Origin of the sequence: Bacteroides sp. MSK.20.12 (assembly GCF_019052435.1) — a bacterium.
Taxonomy (GTDB): Bacteria; Bacteroidota; Bacteroidia; order Bacteroidales; family Bacteroidaceae; genus Bacteroides; species Bacteroides xylanisolvens.
This window is the reverse complement of record NZ_JAHQVH010000062.1, coordinates 1-21,727: the sequence shown is the minus strand read 5'-3', so window position 1 is coordinate 21,727 and position 21,727 is coordinate 1. Positions and strand designations below refer to the sequence as shown.

At 42.8% G+C, this 21,727-nt stretch carries 18 protein-coding genes; 15 read left to right on the top strand and 3 right to left on the bottom strand.

What is annotated here, in order from left to right; translation table 11 throughout:
* Positions 1-60 precede the first annotated feature (60 nt).
* From lysA to KTR06_RS22540, 3 genes are all read left to right on the top strand, one after another.
* Positions 61-1,221 carry a diaminopimelate decarboxylase gene (gene lysA / locus KTR06_RS22550; protein WP_008643429.1) on the top strand — a complete coding sequence of 387 codons (1,161 nt, stop codon included), beginning with the start codon at positions 61-63 and terminating at the stop codon, positions 1,219-1,221.
* Positions 1,222-1,363: 142 nt separating this feature from the next.
* Entirely contained in the window at positions 1,364-1,843 is a 480-nt protein-coding gene (locus tag KTR06_RS22545; RefSeq protein ID WP_004304025.1) for a ferritin, read from the top strand.
* Between the two features lie 153 nt (positions 1,844-1,996).
* A complete protein-coding gene (locus tag KTR06_RS22540) occupies positions 1,997-4,261 on the top strand; it encodes an ATP-binding protein (protein ID WP_217290826.1) in 2,265 nt (754 codons plus the stop codon).
* Positions 4,262-4,294: 33 nt separating this feature from the next.
* Here the strand turns inward: KTR06_RS22540 and KTR06_RS22535 are convergent, their stop codons facing one another.
* Both KTR06_RS22535 and kbl read right to left on the bottom strand, forming a co-directional pair.
* The gene (locus KTR06_RS22535) at positions 4,295-4,702 is read right to left on the bottom strand and encodes a DUF2721 domain-containing protein (protein WP_004313656.1); all 408 of its coding nucleotides are present in this window, start codon (positions 4,700-4,702) and stop codon (positions 4,295-4,297) included.
* A gap of 172 nt (positions 4,703-4,874) precedes the next feature.
* On the bottom strand, positions 4,875-6,068 hold the full coding sequence (kbl, locus tag KTR06_RS22530; RefSeq protein ID WP_217290825.1) for a glycine C-acetyltransferase: 1,194 nt from the start codon (positions 6,066-6,068) through the stop codon (positions 4,875-4,877).
* 136 nt (positions 6,069-6,204) lie between these two features.
* On the opposite strand from kbl, the gene KTR06_RS22525 reads away from it, so the two are divergent.
* The 5 genes from KTR06_RS22525 to KTR06_RS22505 all read left to right on the top strand — a co-directional run bounded on the left by KTR06_RS22525 (position 6,205) and on the right by KTR06_RS22505 (position 11,527).
* A complete protein-coding gene (locus KTR06_RS22525; protein WP_004313654.1) occupies positions 6,205-7,158 on the top strand; it encodes an NAD-dependent epimerase/dehydratase family protein in 954 nt (317 codons plus the stop codon).
* Entirely contained in the window at positions 7,158-8,006 is an 849-nt protein-coding gene (locus KTR06_RS22520; protein WP_087318235.1) for a DUF4348 domain-containing protein, read from the top strand. Before KTR06_RS22525 ends, KTR06_RS22520 begins: the two co-directional genes overlap by 1 nt.
* Before the next feature lie 101 nt (positions 8,007-8,107).
* A complete protein-coding gene (murB, locus tag KTR06_RS22515; protein ID WP_217290824.1) occupies positions 8,108-9,100 on the top strand; it encodes a UDP-N-acetylmuramate dehydrogenase in 993 nt (330 codons plus the stop codon).
* 10 nt (positions 9,101-9,110) lie between these two features.
* A complete protein-coding gene (locus KTR06_RS22510) occupies positions 9,111-9,869 on the top strand; it encodes an MBL fold metallo-hydrolase (RefSeq protein ID WP_008025465.1) in 759 nt (252 codons plus the stop codon).
* An 83-nt stretch (positions 9,870-9,952) separates the two neighbouring features.
* Positions 9,953-11,527, top strand: coding sequence for a DUF3352 domain-containing protein (locus KTR06_RS22505; RefSeq protein ID WP_087318234.1), 1,575 nt, complete (start codon positions 9,953-9,955; stop codon positions 11,525-11,527).
* Positions 11,528-12,024: 497 nt separating this feature from the next.
* Here the strand turns inward: KTR06_RS22505 and KTR06_RS22495 are convergent, their stop codons facing one another.
* A complete protein-coding gene (locus KTR06_RS22495) occupies positions 12,025-12,399 on the bottom strand; it encodes a DUF3127 domain-containing protein (RefSeq protein ID WP_087318232.1) in 375 nt (124 codons plus the stop codon).
* A gap of 154 nt (positions 12,400-12,553) precedes the next feature.
* On the opposite strand from KTR06_RS22495, the gene dnaN reads away from it, so the two are divergent.
* From dnaN to KTR06_RS22460, 7 genes are all read left to right on the top strand, one after another.
* On the top strand, positions 12,554-13,678 hold the full coding sequence (dnaN, locus tag KTR06_RS22490) for a DNA polymerase III subunit beta (protein WP_004316865.1): 1,125 nt from the start codon (positions 12,554-12,556) through the stop codon (positions 13,676-13,678).
* Positions 13,679-13,788: 110 nt separating this feature from the next.
* Positions 13,789-14,568 carry a 3'-5' exonuclease gene (locus KTR06_RS22485; protein WP_004316864.1) on the top strand — a complete coding sequence of 260 codons (780 nt, stop codon included), beginning with the start codon at positions 13,789-13,791 and terminating at the stop codon, positions 14,566-14,568.
* Positions 14,568-15,776 carry a bifunctional phosphopantothenoylcysteine decarboxylase/phosphopantothenate--cysteine ligase CoaBC gene (gene coaBC, locus KTR06_RS22480; RefSeq protein ID WP_087318231.1) on the top strand — a complete coding sequence of 403 codons (1,209 nt, stop codon included), beginning with the start codon at positions 14,568-14,570 and terminating at the stop codon, positions 15,774-15,776. Before KTR06_RS22485 ends, coaBC begins: the two co-directional genes overlap by 1 nt.
* A gap of 26 nt (positions 15,777-15,802) precedes the next feature.
* The gene (recN, locus tag KTR06_RS22475; RefSeq protein WP_087318230.1) at positions 15,803-17,464 is read left to right on the top strand and encodes a DNA repair protein RecN; all 1,662 of its coding nucleotides are present in this window, start codon (positions 15,803-15,805) and stop codon (positions 17,462-17,464) included.
* 102 nt (positions 17,465-17,566) lie between these two features.
* On the top strand, positions 17,567-18,310 hold the full coding sequence (rlmB, locus tag KTR06_RS22470) for a 23S rRNA (guanosine(2251)-2'-O)-methyltransferase RlmB (RefSeq protein WP_004316861.1): 744 nt from the start codon (positions 17,567-17,569) through the stop codon (positions 18,308-18,310).
* 1 nt (position 18,311) lies between these two features.
* Complete coding sequence (locus KTR06_RS22465; protein ID WP_217290823.1) at positions 18,312-20,018, top strand: serine protease; 1,707 nt, start codon at positions 18,312-18,314, stop codon at positions 20,016-20,018.
* Between the two features lie 369 nt (positions 20,019-20,387).
* Entirely contained in the window at positions 20,388-21,332 is a 945-nt protein-coding gene (locus KTR06_RS22460) for a site-specific integrase (protein WP_008025449.1), read from the top strand.
* The last annotated feature ends 395 nt before the right edge of the window (positions 21,333-21,727 follow it).

Sequence of the window (21,727 nt, the reverse complement as noted above, 5' to 3'; positions counted from 1 at the left end):
CGCTTTTACCGAACTGATAAAAGCGCTCTTTTTTAACCAACTAAACAAGTTTTTCGAATTATGAAGGGAATATTTCCAATCGATAAATTCCGCACTTTGCAGACACCTTTCTATTATTACGATACCAAAGTGCTGCGTGATACATTGTCGGCTATTAACCAGGAGGTTGCCAAATATCCTAATTATTCAGTGCATTACGCTGTTAAAGCCAATGCCAACCCGAAAGTACTTACCATTATCCGTGAGAGCGGAATGGGAGCCGATTGTGTGAGCGGCGGAGAAATCCGTGCCGCTATCCGTGCCGGATTCCCTGCCGATAAAGTTGTTTTCGCAGGAGTCGGCAAAGCAGATTGGGAAATCAATCTCGGACTGGAGTATGGCATCTTCTGTTTCAATGTCGAGTCTATCCCCGAACTGGAAGTAATCAATGAATTGGCTGCTGCTCAAAATAAGATTGCTAATGTTGCTTTCCGTATCAATCCCGATGTCGGCGCACATACACATGCCAATATAACTACCGGTTTGGCAGAAAACAAATTCGGTATCAGTATGCAGGACATGGACAAGGTGATAGACGTAGCACAAGAGATGAAAAACGTAAAGTTTATCGGTCTTCACTTCCACATTGGCTCGCAGATTCTGGATATGGGTGATTTCGTAGCCCTCTGCAATCGTGTCAATGAGTTGCAGGACAAACTGGAAGCACGAAGAATTTTGGTAGAACATATCAATGTAGGTGGTGGTTTGGGTATTGATTACGGACACCCCAACCGTCAGGCTGTCCCGAATTTCAAGGATTACTTTGCTACCTATGCCGGACAATTGAAATTGCGTCCTTATCAAACACTGCATTTTGAACTGGGACGTGCAGTGGTAGGTCAGTGTGGTTCTTTGATATCCAAAGTCCTCTATGTAAAACAAGGAACACGGAAGAAATTTGCCATCCTTGATGCAGGTATGACCGACCTGATCCGTCCGGCTTTGTATCAGGCATTCCATAAAATGGAAAATATAACTTCCGAAGAACCGTTGGAAGCATACGATGTAGTAGGGCCGATCTGTGAATCGTCAGACGTTTTCGGAAAAGCGATTGACTTGAACAAAGTGAAGCGTGGTGACTTGATCGCCCTTCGTTCTGCCGGTGCGTACGGTGAAATAATGGCTTCCGGATACAACTGTCGTGAACTACCGAAAGGATATACTTCCGACGAATTGGTGTAAGTAAAAAATGAACTGCTACAATCAAAATGTGAATGTAGTTTAAAAATATAGGGTGCATGGAACAATTTTAACTGAAAGCGTGTTATTTTTGTAATGAGTTCAAAAAGAAACTACATTAACAACTTAATAAAAAAATACGATTATGATTTCAGAAAAATTACAGAATGCAATTAACGAACAGATTACTGCTGAAATGTGGTCTGCTAACCTGTATTTAGCAATGTCTTTCTATTTTGAGAAAGAAGGTTTCAGTGGTTTTGCTCATTGGATGAAAAAACAATCCCAGGAAGAAATGGGACATGCTTATGCAATGGCAGATTATATCATCAAACGTGGAGGAACTGCTAAAGTGGATAAAATAGATGTTGTTCCTAACGGATGGGGTACACCTCTTGAAGTATTCGAACACGTTTACAAACATGAATGTCATGTTTCTCAATTGGTAGACAAGCTGGTAGACGTAGCAGCTGCTGAAAAGGATAAAGCAACACAGGATTTCTTGTGGGGATTTGTTCGTGAACAGGTAGAAGAAGAAGCTACAGCGCAAGGCATTGTTGATAAAATCAAGAAAGCCGGTGATACTGGAATTTTCTTTGTAGATTCACAATTGGGACAGCGTTAATGATGCTACTCTGAAAAAATAGTTCTTTATATAGAAAGAAGCTACTCGAAATTTCTTCAAGTAGCTTCTTTTTTTTCACTTATTTGGCTCGTATCTGGAAATAAACTACCTTTGTATTAAGAGTCAGAGAGAAATTAATCCCGATTATTATAAATGAATGGTGTGAACAGAGGAATTTTTAGATTGCTCCCTATATTTTTATTGCTCTTTTTGGGGGTGAGCAGTTGTTCTCAAAAAGAGGAACGGCGTATTTTAGTTATCCACTCTTATGAGGAGACTTACGCGGCTTATCCGGAATTTAACCGGATGATAGCGGAGCAATTTGAGAAAGAGAAAATAGATGCTGATATCCGTACCGTTTATTTAGATTGTGAGTCCTATTGGGAAGAACCGGAGTTGGAACGAATGCGTTTTCTGGTTGATTCCGTTTCGAAAGACTGGCGGCCGGAAGTGATTCTGGTGAATGAAGACCAGGCTACCTATTCATTGATGAAATGTGGGGTGCAGTTGGGCAAAGAAGTACCTGTGGTTTTTGGTGGTGTCAATTACCCGAATTGGGGATTGCTGAAACGCCATCCTAATGTGACGGGTTTCCATGATAAGATCGCCTTTAATGAAAATGTCAGTGTGGCAAAAGAACTTTTCGGTGAACATGTCCGGTTGTTTACCATGCTCGATACCACTTATATCGATAAACAAATCAGAAGAGATGCAAAGGAACAGTTTAAAGGTCATAAAATGACCGGATTCATCGATAACCCCGAACTTTCTCCTGAAGAACAGATACGTTTGACGCAGGAAGAAGGTTATACTCGTTTCATGGCTATTCCTTTGCGTAATGCCAGAAATCATTCGGATGCCACCTTTATGTGGGTGTTGAACAGAAGCTATCGCGATCAATGTTATATTCAGCTGAAACGTGATTATACTACCATTAATATTGGAAGCATCTGTGGCAGTCCCAGTCTGACTGCCATCAATGAAGCCTTCGGGTTTGGTGAAAAGTTGCTGGGTGGATACATCACTTCGTTGCCTATTCAGGTGGAAGAAGAGGTGAAAGCAGCCGTTCGTATATTACACAGTGCGAGTCCGGCGGACATGCCTATTATTGAAAGCCGGAAAGAGTATGTTGTTGATTGGAATACAATGACGCAAATAGGTTTGAGTAAGGAAAGTATTCCTGCTAAATATCGTATTATCAATATTCCGTTTAGTGATAAATACCCTTTGTTGTGGGGAATTTCAGTCGCATCGTTCATTCTTATACTAATTATTCTTTTCGCTTCTCTTTGGTGGCTATACCTTCGGGAACAGATGAGGAAAAAGCAGGCTCTTATAGCATTGGCTGATGAAAAAGAAACATTGTCATTAGCCATTGAGGGTGGAATGACGTATGCCTGGAGATTGGATAACGGTTGTTTTGTTTTTGAAGATGCATTCTGGGCGTCGCAAGGGTTAAATCCCAGACAACTTTCGTTTAAGGAATTCATGAGCTTTATCCATCCCGACCATTGGGAAGGAGTGAAGTTCAACTGGCGAAATCTGAAAAGTGCTCATAAAAAGATTGTGCAGGAGCTTTGTAACTTCGACGGCAAAGGCTATCAGTGGTGGGAATTCCGTTATACCACCAAACAGCTACCCGGAGGCGAATATAAAACTGCAGGTTTGTTGCTTAATATACAGGATATAAAAGATCGTGAAGAAGAATTGGAAGCAGCACGCTTATTGGCTGAAAAGGCGGAATTGAAACAATCATTCCTCGCAAATATGAGCCATGAGATACGTACTCCGCTTAATTCAATCGTTGGCTTTGCCAATATACTGGCATTGGAAGATGGATTGAGTTCCGTAGAACGCGAAGAGTATATCAGTACTATTAACAAGAACAGCGAGTTATTACTCAAACTGATTAATGATATCTTGGAACTTTCCCGTATCGAATCAGGATATATGTCTTTCTCATTCAAGAGATGCAAGGTGAGAGAGTTGATTGACGATATCTATATGACACATCAGGTTCTGATTGCTCCACATTTGGAATTCCTGAAAGAAGTGGATGATACACCTCTGGAAATCAATGTGGACAGGGAGCGCTTGATACAAGTTCTGACAAACTTTCTGAATAACGCCTGCAAGTTTACGGAAACCGGATATATCAAATTAGGATATAGTTATCTGCCGGATGAAGGCAATGTGCAGATTTATGTCGAAGATACCGGAAGAGGGATTCCACGAGAAGAACAACGGATGATTTTCAGCCGTTTCTACAAACAAAACGAATTCTCGCAGGGAGCAGGATTGGGACTTTCTATTTGTCAGGTGATTATAGAGAAGCTGGGTGGAAAGATCGAACTCAAATCTGAAGTAGGCAAGGGAAGCCGCTTTACGGTTATTCTTCCTTGCCGGGTGGTATCTTGATAATGATAGACTTTAACGGGAATACGAACAATCTTATTTCTTGTTTTTTCCTTTCTCCATCGTTCCCAGGTAAATCTCCAGTGAACGGGTGGAAATCTGTATTTCGCGGAAAGATACGCCTAAAGAAGCTATCAGCAGAATCAATGCCAATCCGAATACATAAGCAGAGAATAATTGAAGCCCGATATAAATAAGGAACATGCTGACTACACAGAAAAAAAGGCTTGCAATACCTAGTCCTTGCATCCTACGGGTCAGGTTCAATCGTTTCCGTAGATTCTCGATTTGTGCTTCAGTGATATCCGAAGGGTTTTCCATGTAGCGGTCACGCAGTTGGCGCACAAGTTGGGCATACGATAAGAAACGGTTGGTATAAGCCAGCAATATCAATGAAACTGCCGAGAAAAGTAGGGCAGGAGTAGTGAGAGTCAATTCTTCCATAATCTTTTTTTTATAGTCAAGTAGCGGTTCAAAATTCATTTTATAAAAGAGAATTTTTTGGCACGGGTTACACGGATTTCACGGTTTTAGAAATATGCTTGCATAAAGCAGCAGCGTAATCTGTGTAATCCGTGCCTAAAAATGGATGCTGCAAGTAAACCTTGCCCCGGAGTTATTCCGCTTTCAGCACATTAAGTTCTTTGCCTACCTTGATAAAGGCAGCGATGCACTTGTCAAGATGTGCTTTCTCGTGCCCTGCAGAGATTTGCACACGGATGCGTGCCTGATCTTTCGGCACTACCGGATAATAGAAACCTGTCACATAGATACCCTCTTCCTGCATACGTGCAGCGTAAATCTGGGACAACTTCGCGTCATACAACATAACGGCACAGATAGCGCTTTGTGTCGGTTTGATATCAAATCCGGCAGCCGTCATCTTATCGCGGAAGTAGTTTACATTCTCAACAAGTTTATCATGTAATGTATTGCTCTCTTTCAGCATCTTGAAAACTTCAAGGCTGGCACCAATGATGCCCGGAGCCAAAGAATTCGAGAACAGATACGGGCGGCTACGTTGACGAAGCAAATCGATAATCTCTTTACGACCGGTGGTGAAACCTCCCAGTGCACCGCCAAAAGCCTTACCTAATGTTCCGGTATAAATATCTACCCGTCCATGAGTCTTATACAACTCGCTTACTCCATGCCCTGTGGCACCTACCACACCGGCAGAGTGTGACTCGTCCACCATTACCAGTGCATCGTATTTCTCGGCAAGATCGCAAATCTGATCCATCGGAGCTACATTGCCGTCCATAGAGAACACACCGTCCGTCACAACAATACGGAAACGTTGTGCCTGCGCTTCTTGCAGACATCTTTCCAAGTCCTTCATGTCAGCGTTGGCATAACGGTAGCGCTTTGCCTTGCAAAGACGTACTCCGTCAATGATAGAAGCATGGTTCAGAGAATCCGAGATGATGGCATCCTCTTCAGAGAAAAGCGGTTCGAATACACCGCCGTTAGCATCGAAGCAAGCGGCGTACAAGATCGTGTCTTCCGTCTGGAAATATTCCGAGATGGCAGCTTCCAGTTCTTTGTGTATATCTTGCGTTCCACAAATGAAGCGGACGGACGACATTCCGTAGCCACGGTTATTCATCATTTCCTGCGAAGCCTTAATCAATCGCGGGTGATTGGATAATCCTAAGTAATTATTTGCACAGAAGTTTAGCACTTCCTTACCTTTTACAGTGATGGCAGCTTGCTGCGCACTTTCAATCAGTCGTTCTTCTTTATAAAGTCCGGCTTCCTTGATTTCAGCCAATGTTTGGCAGAGATATTCTTGCATTTTACCGTACATAGTGTTTGGGTGATTAAGTTATATTGCAAAGGACACAATTTTTCTTGGAATAACAATGTCTTTTTGATTAAAATCTGAAAAAAAAGTGCTTACTTTGCGCACTATTTAAGCTTGATATTCTAAGTCAGAAGAAAAAATGGAACACATTTTGATTATTGGAGCTACCGGACAGATAGGGTCGGAGCTAACGATGGAGCTACGTAAACGTTACGGAAATGCAAATGTAGTAGCAGGTTATATTCCGGGTGCAGAGCCTAAAGGGGAATTAAAGGAGTCCGGACCGTCGGCAATTGCTGATGTGACGGATGGAGAGGCGATTGCATCTGTGGTAAAAGAGTATCACATCGATACAATTTATAATTTGGCTGCTCTGCTGTCCGTAGTTGCCGAGTCGAAACCCAAGCTGGCCTGGAAAATAGGCATCGATGGATTATGGAATGTATTGGAAGTGGCACGCGAACAAGGATGTGCAGTGTTTACTCCGAGTTCTATCGGTTCGTTTGGCGCTAGTACGCCTCATACGAAAACACCGCAGGATACAATTCAGCGTCCGCGCACCATGTATGGAGTCACCAAGGTAACGACCGAGTTGCTAAGTGATTATTATTTTAATAAATATGGTGTTGATACCCGTGCTGTCCGTTTTCCGGGCATTATTTCGAATGTGACCCCTCCGGGAGGAGGTACGACCGATTATGCTGTCGATATTTATTACTCGGCAGTGAAAGGAGAAAAATTTGTGTGCCCCATTAAGCAAGGCACTTTGATGGATATGATGTACATGCCGGATGCGCTGAACGCAGCAATTACGTTGATGGAAGCTGATCCGACAAAATTGATACACCGAAATGCTTTCAATATCGCCTCGATGAGTTTCGACCCGGAGACGATTTATCAGGCTATCAGGAAGCATGTGCCGCAGTTTGAGATGATCTATGATATAGATCCTTTGAAACAGCGCATTGCCGATAGCTGGCCCGATAGTCTGGATGACACCTGCGCTCGTGAAGAGTGGGGCTGGAAGCCGGCCTACGATTTGGAAAGCATGACGGTAGATATGCTTGAAAAGTTAAGAGAGAAACTAAAATAATGAAAAAACTAATTGTAGGGGTCATGTTGCTCGGTATACTGGGTGCTTGTGGAAACAAGAAAACAAACATTGACCCCTTCGCATCTATCACAAAAGAAGTGGATTCTATCCGGCAGGTAGCCGATTCTATTCACTGTGATGAATCGCCGGAAGATCCGCAACCTATACAGGCAGATGAATCTTTCGATGATTTTATCTACAATTTTGCTTCCGATGACGTGTTGCAGCGTCAGCGTGTGAAATTTCCGTTGCCTTACTACAATGGAGATAAAAAAACGAATATCGAGGAGTATAACTGGAAGCATGATGACTTGTTTACCAAACAGCATTATTATACGCTTCTATTTGATAGAGAAGAAGATATGGATTTAGTGGGAGATACCTCCCTCACTTCCGTACAGGTAGAATGGGTGTTTGTGAAAACACGAATGGTAAAGAAATACTATTTTGAGCGTATCAAAGGTGCATGGATGCTGGAGGCAATTAATCTGCGCCCTATTAAGCAAAATGATAATGAAAATTTCGTGGAGTTTTTCGGACATTTTGCCGCAGATAGTCTTTTTCAGAGTAAGCGTGTGTGTGAGCCTCTGGCTTTTGTAACCACCGATCCGGACGATGATTTCTCTATTCTGGAGACCACCCTCGATCTTAATCAGTGGTTCGCTTTTAAACCGGGACTTCCTGCCGATCGTCTTTCTAATATCAATTACGGGCAGCGGAATGACGATGATTCGCCAACGAAAATTCTGGCGTTGAAAGGTATCGGTAATGGTTTTTCCAATATCCTCTATTTCCGTCGCAAAGCCGGCGAATGGGAATTGTATAAGTTTGAAGATACAAGCATTTGATGCAGGTAGTAATACGCTACAAGAAATAGCCTTGCTGTTAATGATATAACTGTGTTTGCCGGCTTATAACGAATAATGATATAACTTATAATTAAAAATATATGTATTCTCTTTTACCCTACAATACATTCGGCATTGATGTCAGTGCCGCTCGTTTTTTAGAGTACACTTCGGTTGAAGAACTGAAGAAGCTGATTGTGCAAGGTGCCGTTACGACACCTTTTTTGCATATTGGTGGTGGCAGTAACCTGTTGTTTACCAAAGATTACGACGGGTTGATATTGCATTCCCGCATTGAAGGAATCGAAGTGACGGAAGAAGATGACCACTCTGTATCAGTGCGAGTGGGAGCAGGGGTGGTATGGGATGACTTTGTAGCCTATTGTGTAGAGCATGGATGGTATGGAGCAGAGAACCTGTCGCTGATTCCCGGTGAGGTGGGGGCAAGTGCAGTACAGAATATCGGAGCCTATGGCGTTGAGGTAAAAGATCTGATAACGGCTGTGGAAACGGTGAACATTCAAGCTGAAGAACGCGTTTATTCAGTAGAGGAATGTGGATATACCTATCGCAATAGTATCTTTAAACGTCCGGAAAACAAAGCGACCTTTGTCACTTATGTTCGTTTCCGATTGAGTAAAGAAGAGCATTATACATTAGATTATGGCACCATTCGTCAGGAGCTTGAAAAATATCCGTCGTTGACACTTTCTGTTGTCCGGAAAGTGATTATTGCTATTCGCGAGAGCAAGCTGCCCGATCCGAAAGTGATGGGTAATGCCGGCAGTTTCTTTATGAACCCCATTGTGCCGAAAGAAAAACTGGAAGCCTTGCAACAGGAATATCCCCGCATACCCTACTATGAGCTGGCCGACGGCCGCGTAAAAATTCCGGCAGGATGGATGATTGACCAATGTGGTTGGAAAGGAAAAGCCTTGGGACCGGCTGCCGTGCATGATAAACAAGCACTGGTGCTGGTGAATCGTGGCGGAGCAAAAGGTAGTGATATTATTGCACTTTCAGATGCGGTCCGAGCTTCTGTTCGTGAGAAGTTCGGTATTGATATCCATCCGGAAGTCAACTTTATAAATTGAGAATTAACAAGTGAAAGTAAGAATTATAGGAAGTGGAACATCGACGGGAGTACCTCAAATCGGCTGTACATGTCCGGTTTGTACTTCTTCCGATCCGAAAGATAATCGATTGCGTGCATCTGCTATTGTGGAGACAGATGACGCGCGGATTCTGATAGATTGTGGTCCCGATTTCCGGACACAGGTATTGCATCTCCCTTTTGAGAGGATAGATGGTGTGCTCATTACGCACGAACATTATGACCATGTAGGCGGACTGGACGATTTACGTCCGTTTTGCCGGTTCGGTTCCGTGCCTATTTATGCGGAAGATTATGTAGCGCAGGGATTGCGTTTGCGTATGCCCTATTGTTTTGTCGACCATCGTTATCCGGGTGTTCCCGATATTCCTTTACAGGAAATTTCGGTGGGGCAATCCTTTGCTGTAAACCACACAGAAGTGCTTCCTCTGCGTGTGATGCATGGCCGACTGCCGATTCTGGGGTATCGTATCGGGCAGTTGGGGTATATCACTGATATGTTGACCATGCCCGAAGAATCCTATGAACAATTGGCAGGAATAGATGTTTTGGTAATGAATGCGCTTCGGATCGCCTCGCATCCTACTCACCAAAATTTGGAAGAAGCATTGGCGGTGGCCCGGCGTATTCAGGCAAAGAAGACATACTTTATACACATGAGTCATGATATGGGCTTGCATGCGGAGGTTGAAAAGAACCTTCCGGAAAATATTCACCTGGCGTTCGACGGATTGGATATCTATGTTTGATTATCGGTGAAATTTTTAGCAAAAGTTTTGTTTTCTTTGTAGAAATTATTATTTTTGCACCTAGCCGATAAACAGCGAATATTATGAAACTTCGTACGATAGTGAAAATAGCGATCACATCTTCTGTTGTACTTTTGTGCTCAGGTTTCGCATTGTACTCTTTTTTTAGACTGTCAGCAGCTGAAGGGCAGAAAGACTTTAATCTTTATGAACTGGTGCCATCCACAACTTCAGCAGTATTCGTTACTGATGACGTGCTCGAATTTGTAGCAGAAGTCGATGAGCTGACTTGCAGTAAAAATCAGCAATATCTTTATGTATCCAAACTCTTTTCTTATCTGAAACAGAGTCTTTACGCCCTTTCAGAAGATACTCCCCACGGTTTAAGCCGGCAAATGAATCAAATGTTGATTAGTTTCCACGAGCCGGATAACGAACGTAATCAAGTGCTCTATTGTAGATTGGGAAATGGGGATAAGGAGTTGGTAAACAGATTTGTACGCAAATATATATCCTCACTTTATCCGCCGAAAACATTTATTTACAAAGGAGAAGAGATAATTATTTATCCCATGGCGGACGGTGATTTTCTAGCCTGCTATCTGACATCCGATTTTATGGCATTGAGCTTTCAGAAAAAACTGATTGAAAACGTTATTGATGCGTATAAAAGTGGAAAATCATTGGCTGATGATTCTACCTTTACAGGAATACGTGCTCCGAAAAAAAGTGCGGCGGCCGCTACCATCTATACCCGTATGCAAGGGATGATGGGGTGGACGGAATTTGACATGAAAATGAAAGATGATTTCATCTATTTCTCCGGCATCACTCACGATGCAGACACTTGCTTTGCGTTTATAAACCAGCTTCGCCAGCAACAATCCGTCAAGGGATTTCCGGGAGAGGTGTTGCCGTCTACTGCTTTTTATTTTAGCAGGCAAGGGATTACGGACTGGGTGTCTCTACTTTCTTATGGAAATGCCCAGGGACAGAGCGTGCCTGCCCGCACGAGTGAAGTGCAAAATAGGGATAAAGAGTTTTCACGCTATCTGATGGAAAATGCCGGGCAGGATTTGGTTGTCTGTCTCTTTCAGCGTGAAGATACTTTGCAGGATGCAGCAGCAGTCTTGAGCCTGTCGGTGGCAGATGTAACGGAAGCCGAACGAATGCTTCGTGCCCTTGTTAATGCAGCTCCGGCAGACGAAGGAAGAAGGAATCCGCGTATAACTTTTTGTTATACTGTAAATAAAGCGTATCCTATCTATCGGTTGCCTCAAACAACATTGTTTGAACAACTAACCAGTTTTGCGGAACCAACCTTGGATGTATATGCAGCCTTCTATGGCGGGCGCTTGTTGCTCGCTCCTGATGCGGATGCTCTCGCGCATTATATTCGCCAACTGGATAAAGGTGAGGTGCTCAATGGAGCGATGGCCTATCAGACAGGCATGGATCATTTGTCCGATTCCTACCATTTTATGCTGATGGCGGATTTCGACCACATATTCCAACAATCAGAAAATCACGTTCGTTTTGTACCGGATTTCTTTCTGCGCAACGCCGACTTCTTCCGTCATTTCACCCTCTTTGTTCAGTTTGCCTGTGCAGACGGAATGGTATATCCTAATATTGTTTTGAAATATAAATCAGAATAAAAAATCATCGTTTGTCTGCGATCATTTTTCTGAAAACCTCCATAGCTTTTGGCTGGATTATCCATAAACTTTGCCTGCTTCCTCCATACATTTTCAAGATGCTATTTATCGTTTTTTTTGCTCCATTGACCCATACTTTTTTGTGTGCGTTCTGCTTTTGGAGAAACGCCTTTTTGTTTTTTTTCTTTTTGCATTTTTGCCGTTTTTATATGTGTGCTTATAATAGTCCTATGGTCAGCTTATTATGGGTGATTTTAACATTTAAATCTGTAAAATATACAGAAAAATTCACAGAAAATACGTAAAATATACAGAAAAATTCATCCCCCATTATAAACAAAGAAATAAATAAAAAAACTTCTTCTTTTGAAGATGAAAAAGAAGAAGAAAAAGATTTGTTTTTTTTCGGGAGGAAAAGGACATAAAAAAAACTCCCGATGGAGTTTAATCCTATCGGGAGTTTTTTATGCTTATTCATCGAACGAATGACTTTCGGTTTAGAATGGCAGATCGTCTTTGGCATCGCCCGGAGTAAATTCCGGCATAGCCGATGGAGCTGGAGGAGGAACGGGAGAACCGGAAGCCATTGGAGCACCTGCGCTAACACGCTCTACTTTCCATGCGCGGATACTATTGAACCAGCGATCATTCCACTGACGGGCGTCAACGTCGAATGATACAGTCAATTCTTCGCCCATTTGAATGTTGAACTGCTCGATTTTGTCTGCGCCAAATACGTCGAAGCACATTTTGCGCGGATATTGGTCGTGGTTTTCGATAACGTACTCTTGTGATTTCCACTCGTTGCCGCTAGTTTTTGAAACTCCGCCTCTCGGGGGGAGGATAGCGATGATTTTTCCTGTAAATTCCATTGCGATAATTTTAAATTCTGCGGCGAAGTTACAATTTTTTAGTAATATCCCTCGCACAATACCTGTTTTTTTCTTTTGTTTTTATTGGGCAGCCCAAATCTTTTTTCGTAACTTTGTGCGATAGAACATTTAAAACTTAAATACACGAAAATATATGAAATTTATCGTTTCAAGTACTGCTCTTTCCAGCCATTTACAGGCCATCAGCCGTGTTATTAATTCAAAAAATGCGCTGCCAATTCTCGATTGTTTCCTCTTCGAACTAGAAGACGGAACTTTGTCTGTGACTGTATCCGACAGTGAAACAACGATGGTGACTACCGTAGAAGTGAATGAAAGCGATACGAACGGGCGTTTTGCCGTAGTAGCGAAAACATTGCTTGACGCACTGAAAGAAATTCCGGAACAACCACTCACATTCGATATCAATCCGGATAATTATGAAATAACGGTGCAGTACCAGAACGGAAAATACAGCCTGATGGGGCAGAATGCGGATGAATTCCCGCAATCGGCTACACTGGGGGATAATGCTGTCCGTGTAGAAATGGAAGCAAGCGTACTTCTGGGAGGTATCAACCGTTCGGTGTTTGCTACTGCCGATGATGAACTTCGTCCGGTGATGAACGGTATTTATTTCGATATTACAACAGAAGATATTACAATGGTTGCTTCGGACGGTCATAAACTGGTGCGTTGTAAAACGTTGGCAGCCAAAGGCAACGAGCGTGCAGCCTTCATCCTTCCGAAGAAACCGGCTACATTGCTAAAGAATCTTTTGCCGAAAGAACAAGGCGCAGTGACCATCGAATTTGACGAACGCAATGCTGTATTCATGCTTGAAAGCTACCGGATGGTTTGCCGCCTGATTGAAGGACGTTACCCGAACTACAACTCGGTAATTCCACAAAACAACCCGCACAAAGTGACCGTAGACCGCCAACAGTTGGTAGGAGCTTTGCGCCGTGTGTCTATCTTCTCGTCACAAGCCAGCAGTTTGATTAAACTTCGTATGCAGGAAAACCAGATTGTGATTTCCGCACAAGATATTGATTTCTCTACTTCTGCCGAAGAAACACAAGTTTGCCAGTATGCAGGTGCTGCAATGAGCATCGGTTTTAAATCGACGTTCCTCATCGACATACTGAACAATATTTCGGCAGATGAAGTAGTCATCGAACTTGCAGATCCTTCACGTGCCGGAGTAATCATCCCGGTAGAGCAGGAAGAAAACGAAGACTTGCTGATGCTGCTGATGCCGATGATGCTAAATGATTAATACGTTTCACCACAGATTAACACAGATTCACACAGATGTTTTTTCTTTAGAAGAAGTAAAATCTGTGTGAATCTGTGTTAATCTGTGGTGACTCAATAAAATAAACAGAAATGAAATTAAACCTGAAAAATCCCATTGTTTTTTTTGATTTAGAAACAACCGGAACCAATATCAACACAGACCGAATTGTTGAAATCTGCTATCTGAAAGTATATCCGAATGGAAATGAAGAAGCAAAGACATTACGTATCAATCCCGAAATGCATATTCCGGAAGCATCCTCTGCTATACATGGTATTTATGATGCCGACGTAGCAGATTGTCCTACTTTTAAAGAAGTAGCGAAAAACATAGCCCGAGACATTGAAGGTTGCGATTTGGCAGGATTTAATTCCAATCGTTTTGATATTCCTGTTCTTGCCGAAGAATTTCTTCGTGCCGGAGTGGATATTGATATGACAAAACGTAAATTTGTAGACGTACAGGTCATCTTCCACAAAATGGAACAACGCACCCTGTCTGCTGCCTACAAGTTCTATTGCGACAAGAATTTGGAAGATGCACACACTGCCGAGGCAGATACGCGGGCTACTTACGAAGTGTTGAAAGCGCAGCTCGACCGTTACTCAGATCTTCAGAATGATATTGCGTTTCTGGCAGATTATTCAAGTTTCAGCAAGAATGTCGATTTTGCCGGACGCATGGTGTACGATGATAACGGAGTAGAAGTGTTCAACTTCGGAAAATATAAGGGAATGTCTGTTGCCGAGGTTTTGAAGAAAGATCCCGGATATTACAGTTGGATTTTGAATAGTGATTTCACGCTGAACACCAAGGCGGCATTGACAAAAATCCGCTTGCGTGAAATGAGTAATTTGATTACAAAATAATGCTAAAAGGAAAGAAAATAATTCTTGGAATTACCGGCAGTATTGCCGCGTATAAGGCGTGCTATATCATTCGCGGACTGATAAAACAAGGAGCGGAAGTGCAGGTCGTAATTACTCCGGCGGGAAAAGAATTTATTACTCCGATCACTCTTTCGGCTTTGACCAGCAAACCGGTCATCAGTGAGTTTTTTGCCCAACGTGACGGAACGTGGAACAGCCACGTTGATCTCGGTTTATGGGCGGATGCCGTATTGATTGCGCCGGCCACTGCCTCTACCATCGGTAAAATGGCCAACGGAATAGCCGACAATATGCTGATAACCACTTATCTTTCGGCAAAAGCTCCCGTGTTTGTTGCTCCGGCAATGGACCTCGATATGTTTGCTCATCCTGCCACCCAGAAAAATCTGGATATTCTGCGTTCCTATGGTAATCATATTATCGAGCCGGGGACAGGAGAACTAGCCAGCCATCTGGTAGGGAAGGGGCGAATGGAAGAGCCGGAGAATATCATCCGGGTATTGGATGAATTCTTTGCTTCGAGTGACGAACTGTCCGGAAAGAAAGTGATGATTACCGCCGGACCGACTTACGAAAAGATTGATCCGGTGCGTTTCATCGGTAATTATTCGTCCGGAAAGATGGGATTCGCGTTGGCAGAAGAATGTGCCCGTCGCGGAGCACAAGTGACCTTGATTACAGGTCCTGTGCAACTCAAAACGCAACATTCTGGCATAATTCGTGTCGATGTCGAATCTGCTGAAGAAATGTACAAAGCAGCGCAGGCTCATTTCTCGGATGCTGATGCAGGTATTCTTTGTGCGGCAGTAGCCGACTATCGTCCGGCAACGGTAGCCGATAAGAAGATTAAGCGGGAAAAAGAAGAAGAACTGACCCTGCATCTTCGGGCAACACAAGATATTGCTGCCTCTTTAGGAGCCATAAAAAGAAAACAACAATGTCTGGTTGGCTTTGCGCTCGAAACCAATAATGAGCAGCAGAATGCCGAAGGAAAGCTCGAACGCAAGAACTTCGATTTTATTGTGCTCAACTCGTTGAATGATGCAGGAGCCGGTTTCCGCCATGATACCAATAAGATAAGTATAATCGACAGGAAAGGTCGTACAGACTATCCTCTGAAGTCGAAAACAGAAGTAGCTCAAGACATCATTGATCGTCTGGTAGCCACCCTGTCTCCCAATTTTTAATTTTCAAATTTTAATTTTTAATTAATTTGTTACGTTCACTATACATTCAGAATTACGCATTGATAGAAAAACTGGATATCAGTTTTGAAACAGGCTTTTCCGTTATAACAGGTGAAACGGGAGCCGGGAAATCAATTATTCTGGGAGCGATCGGGCTCCTGCTGGGGCAGCGTGCCGATGTGAAAGCGATTCGTCGCGGAGCTTCCAAATGTATTATAGAGGCACGGTTCGATATTGCTGCCTACGGTATGCGTCCGTTTTTTGAAGAAAACGAATTGGAATATGATGAAGAGTGTATTTTGCGTCGTGAGGTACAGGCTTCCGGTAAAAGCAGAGCATTCATCAATGATACTCCCGCTTCACTGGCACAAATGAAAGAGCTGGGCGAACAATTGATAGATGTACATTCTCAACATCAGAATCTGTTACTTAATAAAGAAGGATTCCAGTTGAACGTGCTTGATATTCTGGCACATAATGATGCAGCATTGGAGAAATACCATCTACGTTATGGCGAATGGAAGCAGACAGAACGCGAACTGGCTGAATTAATGTCACTGGCAGAGAAAAGCCGTTCTGATGAAGATTATATCCGTTTCCAACTTGAACAGCTCGAAGAAGCCCATCTTGTGGAAGGCGAGCAGGAGGAACTGGAGCAGGAAGCCGAAACATTAAGTCATGCGGAGGAGATTAAAGCCGGACTTTACCGGGTAGAACAGTCATTTGTCTCGGATGAAGGCGGATTGCTTTCTTACCTGAAAGATAGTCTAAATACGCTGAATAGCCTGCAAAGAGTCTATCAGCCCGCTAAGGAACTTACCGAACGTATGGAGAGCGCCTATATCGAATTGAAAGATATTTCGCACGAAGTCTCTTCGCAAAGTGATTCCGTTGAATTTAATCCGGTCCGCCTGGAAGAAGTGAACGAACGGCTGAATCTGATTTATTCCCTGCAACAGAAACATCGGGCGCAGACTCTTGACGAGTTGATAGCGTTAACGGATGAATATCGTAGCAAATTGTCCGACATCACTTCATACGATGAGCGTATTGCCGAGCTGACCGTTCGTAAAGAGGAACAATATAAGCAAGTGAAACAACAAGCAGAACTGCTCACCAAAGCCCGTACGAAAGCTGCGCGTGAAGTGGAAAAGCAATTGGCTGCCCGCTTGATTCCGTTGGGGATGCCGAATGTTCGTTTCCAGATCGAAATGGGACTGAAGAAAGAGCCGGGATTGCAGGGAGAAGATACAGTCAACTTCCTGTTTTCTGCCAATAAGAACGGTACCTTGCAAAATATCTCTTCCGTAGCTTCGGGAGGTGAAATTGCCCGTGTCATGCTTTCTATCAAAGCATTGATTGCCGGAGCCGTGAAACTGCCGACTATCGTATTTGATGAAATAGATACCGGCGTCTCCGGTGAGATAGCCGACCGCATGGCGGACATGATGCAGGAAATGGGCGACCGGAACCGTCAGGTAATCAGCATCACCCACTTGCCGCAGATTGCTGCCCGCGGACGTGCACATTATAAAGTATATAAGAAAGACAGCGATACGGAAACAAACAGTCATATCCGCCGTCTCACCGATGAAGAACGAGTAGAGGAAATAGCTCACATGCTTAGTGGCGCCACTCTGACCGAGGCCGCCCTTAGCAATGCCAAATCCCTGCTTGATGCTAAGTGATTAATGGCTAAATTGATTCATTCAAAGTAGTTGAGGTAGTGAATTGTTAAGCGGTAACTGATAAGTAGTAAATTGTAAATAGTAAAATAGTAAATCAAATAGATGTTGGATAAAAGTGAAATGATTTTCGGTGTTCGTGCCGTGATAGAAGCCATTCAGGCAGGTAAAGAGATTGATAAAATTCTGGTAAAGAAAGACATTCAGAGTGATCTTTCCAAAGAACTGTTTGCTGCTTTGAAAGGGCTGATGATACCGGTTCAGCGTGTTCCGGTAGAACGTATTAACCGCATTACCCGGAAAAATCATCAGGGAGTGATTGCTTTCATTTCTTCTGTGACTTATCAGAAAACGGAAGATCTTGTTCCTTTCTTGTTCGAACAAGGGAAGAATCCGTTTTTTGTTATGCTCGACGGAGTGACCGATGTACGTAATTTCGGAGCCATTGCCCGTACCTGCGAATGTGCAGCTGTCGATGCAGTGATTATTCCTGTCCGCGGGAGTGCGTCTGTCAATGCTGATGCCGTGAAAACATCGGCAGGAGCGCTGCACACGCTGCCTGTGTGTCGTGAGCAGAACCTCCGTTCAACGCTGCAATATCTGAAAGACAGTGGTTTCCGTATTGTAGCTGCTACCGAGAAGGGAGATTACGACTATACAAAAGCCGATTATACAGGACCGCTGTGCATCATTATGGGAGCGGAGGATACGGGAGTTTCTTATGAAAACCTTGCGCTCTGCGACGAATGGGTGAAAATCCCGATGCTGGGCACCATCGAATCTCTGAATGTTTCCGTGGCTGCCGGTATCCTGGTTTACGAAGCTGTGAAACAAAGAAATAATGATTGATATGAAGAAGATTTTAATTCTACCTTTGCTGCTTTTCTTCCTGATACAGGGAAGCATGGCGCAAACTCCCAAATGGGTAGAGAAGGCAAAACGGGCAGTCTTCTCTGTGGTGACTTATGACAAGAATGATAAAATGCTGAATACCGGAAACGGATTTTTTGTATCCGAAGATGGATTGGCTTTATCAGATTATACTCTTTTTAAAGGAGCCGAACGTGCGGTGGTAATCACTTCCGAAGGCAAGCAGATGCCGGTTAGCTTGATACTTGGAGCGAATGATATGTATGATGTCATTAAGTTCCGTGTGGCTATCACCGAGAAGAAAGTGCCTGCGCTCATTGTGGCTAAAACAGCTCCGGCAGTGGGAGCCGATGCGTGGATGCTTCCTTATTCTACACAGAAAAGTATTGCTTGCGTTACTGGTAAAGTGAAAGAAGTTTCCAAAGTAGCCGGAGAATATCATTACTATACATTGGGTATGCAGATGAAAGATAAGATGGTGAGCTGTCCGGTGATGAATGCCGAAGGTCAGGTGTTTGGTATTGCGCAGAAATCATCCGGCATCGATACGGTGACCACTTGTTATGCGGCAGGAGCAGCTTTTGCCATGGCACAGAAAATCAGTGCTCTTTCTTTGGGAGACGCTGCTTTGAAAAAGATTGGTATCCGGAAAGGTCTGCCCGAGACGGAAGACCAAGCATTAGTGTACTTGTTTATGGCATCTTCGAGCCTGTCGGGTGACGATTACGAAAAGCTGTTGGATGATTTCATCCGTCAGTTTCCTGCCAATGCGGATGGTTATCTTCGTCGTGCCAATTATTATGCAGCTAAAGGCAAAGACGATCAGGCTTGGTATGATAAAGCAGTTGCCGACTTTAATCAAGCTTTGAAAGTAGCCCAGAAAAAAGATGATGTATATTATAATATAGGTAAGCTGATATATGCTTATCAGTTGTCGAAGCCGGAAAAAACGTATAAAGACTGGACGTATGACACTGCTTTGCAGAATGTTCGTCAGGCAATTGGCATTGATCCGCTGCCTATTTATATTCAAATGGAAGGCGATATACTGTTTGCCCAGCAAGATTATGCCGGTGCTTTGGCAGCTTATGAAAAGGTAAATGCCAGCAACATTACTTCTCCGGCCACTTTCTTTAGTGCTGCCAAGACGAAGGAACTGGCGAAAGGTGACCCGAAAGAAGTCGTAGCTTTAATGGATAGCTGTATTGCCCGTTGCCCGCAACCGATCACAGCAGATTTTGCTCCATATTTGTTGGAACGTGCACAGATGAATATGAATGCTGGCCAGCCACGGAATGCAATGCTCGATTATGATGCTTATCATACAGCAGTCAAAGGAGAAGTGAACGACGTATTCTATTACTATCGCGAACAGGCCGCTTTGAAAGCACGCCAATTCCAACGCGCCTTGGATGATATAGTTAAAGCAATCGAAATGAATCCGACAGACCTGACCTATCAGGCGGAACATGCAGTGGTCAACCTGCGTGTAGGACGTTATGAAGAAGCTATTCAGATTTTGAATAATATATTGAAGGCTGATCCTAAATATGCCGAAGCTTACCGCTTACTGGGGCTTTGCCAGATACAGTTGAAGAAGACGGATGAAGCTTGCGGCAACTTTAAGAAAGCGAAAGAACTGGGTGATCCAAATGTAGATGAGCTGATTACCAAATACTGCAAGTAAGAGATTGCCTTTTCGAAAAACAACATAAGTAAAAATGAATCCCTGCCAACTCGAAAATTGGCAGGGATTCCTCGTTTTGGGGGACGTTGTATAAAAAACTCTCTCTCTTTTTTTATTTTTCCCCACTTCACTTGTTAAGCTCAGGTTGTAGGTTTTAATGATATATGGTTTGATTTCCCTTTTTCCCCTCTTTTATAAGTTAAATGCACGCTTATTGAAAATACTGCATGGCTTCACTTATTTTTTTTAGAAATTATTCGATTTTCCATCTAAAACAGTGACTAAATTTAAAAATGTGATTCATTTTATCTATAATCTTACTATATTCCGCACGTTTTTTAATAACACTTATGAGATAAGTTATAATTTATGGAAAAAAATCGATTTACTATTTGTGCAAACAATTACATCGATTGTTTGCGACAAGAGGGTCGTTATTCTACGGCCCACGTGTATAAACACGCTATTCGTTCTTTTTCGCAGTTTTGTGGGACCCAATCCATTACGTTCAGTAGGATAAACCGCGAAACTCTAAAGAGGTATAGCAACTATCTGTTGGCTTCCCGTTTGAAGCCTAATACGATTTCTACGTATATGCGTATGCTTCGTAGTATCTACAATCGCGGAGTCGATGCGCATCAGGCTCCTTATGTACATGGCTTGTTTCGGGATGTATTTACCGGGGTGGACACACGTCAGAAGAAAGCCATCCCGATCGGTGAACTTCACATATTACTAAACAAAGATCCTCAATCGGAAAAGCTTCGCCGGACACAGGCTATTGCCAATCTGTTATTTCAGTTTTGTGGAATGCCTTTTTCTGATTTGGCCCATTTGGAAAAGTCCAATTTGAAACAAGGTCTTTTAAAGTACAACCGTCTCAAGACTGGTACTCCTATGAGTATAGAAGTGTTGGAGTCAGCGCACAATGCAATCGGAGGATTATATAATAAAACCGATGCGCGGAGTCCCGATTATCCTGATTATCTTTTTCGGATATTAAGCGGAGCGTATAAGAGAGATGAAGAGGAAGCTTATCGTGAATATCAGTCAGCCTTGAGACGTTTCAATAATGATTTGAAAAGCCTGTCCAGAAAATTAAGGATATCTTCATCCGTCACGTCTTACACGCTTCGTCATTCTTGGGCTACGACTGCCAAGTACAGAGGTGTTCCTATCGAGATGATTAGCGAATCATTAGGGCACAAATCTATTAAAACAACACAGATATATTTAAAGGGTTTCGAATTGGAAGAAAGAACAAAGGTTAATAAATTGAATTATTCTTACGTATGTAGTTTTAAAATGTTCTGATTAATATTATTAAAGCATTATGGATTAGGGACTTAATGCTGGTGTTACTTCTTAGGTAACGGAAATATATTCGCTACAAAGATAGGTAAAAATATTAATAGCAAACAAGCAAAAAACTTCTTTTTTTCCTTTTTCTCTCAAATATGCAACATGAATCTATCTGAACATGAAAGATAACGTCTTCATGCTCAAGGGATTTTTATTACCTAAATTCAAAAAAGTCTTATATTGAATGTTAGGTACCCGCTTTTATATTCCCTCATAATCGATTTTTTTCCTTTTTTCACTGCTATGTGTATCCTATATGTGTGTTATCCGTTACCTAAGAAGTAACGGAATAACATGGGGTAAAAAAATATGATTTTAACGAAACCAAAATCAGTAAATGCCGGGCC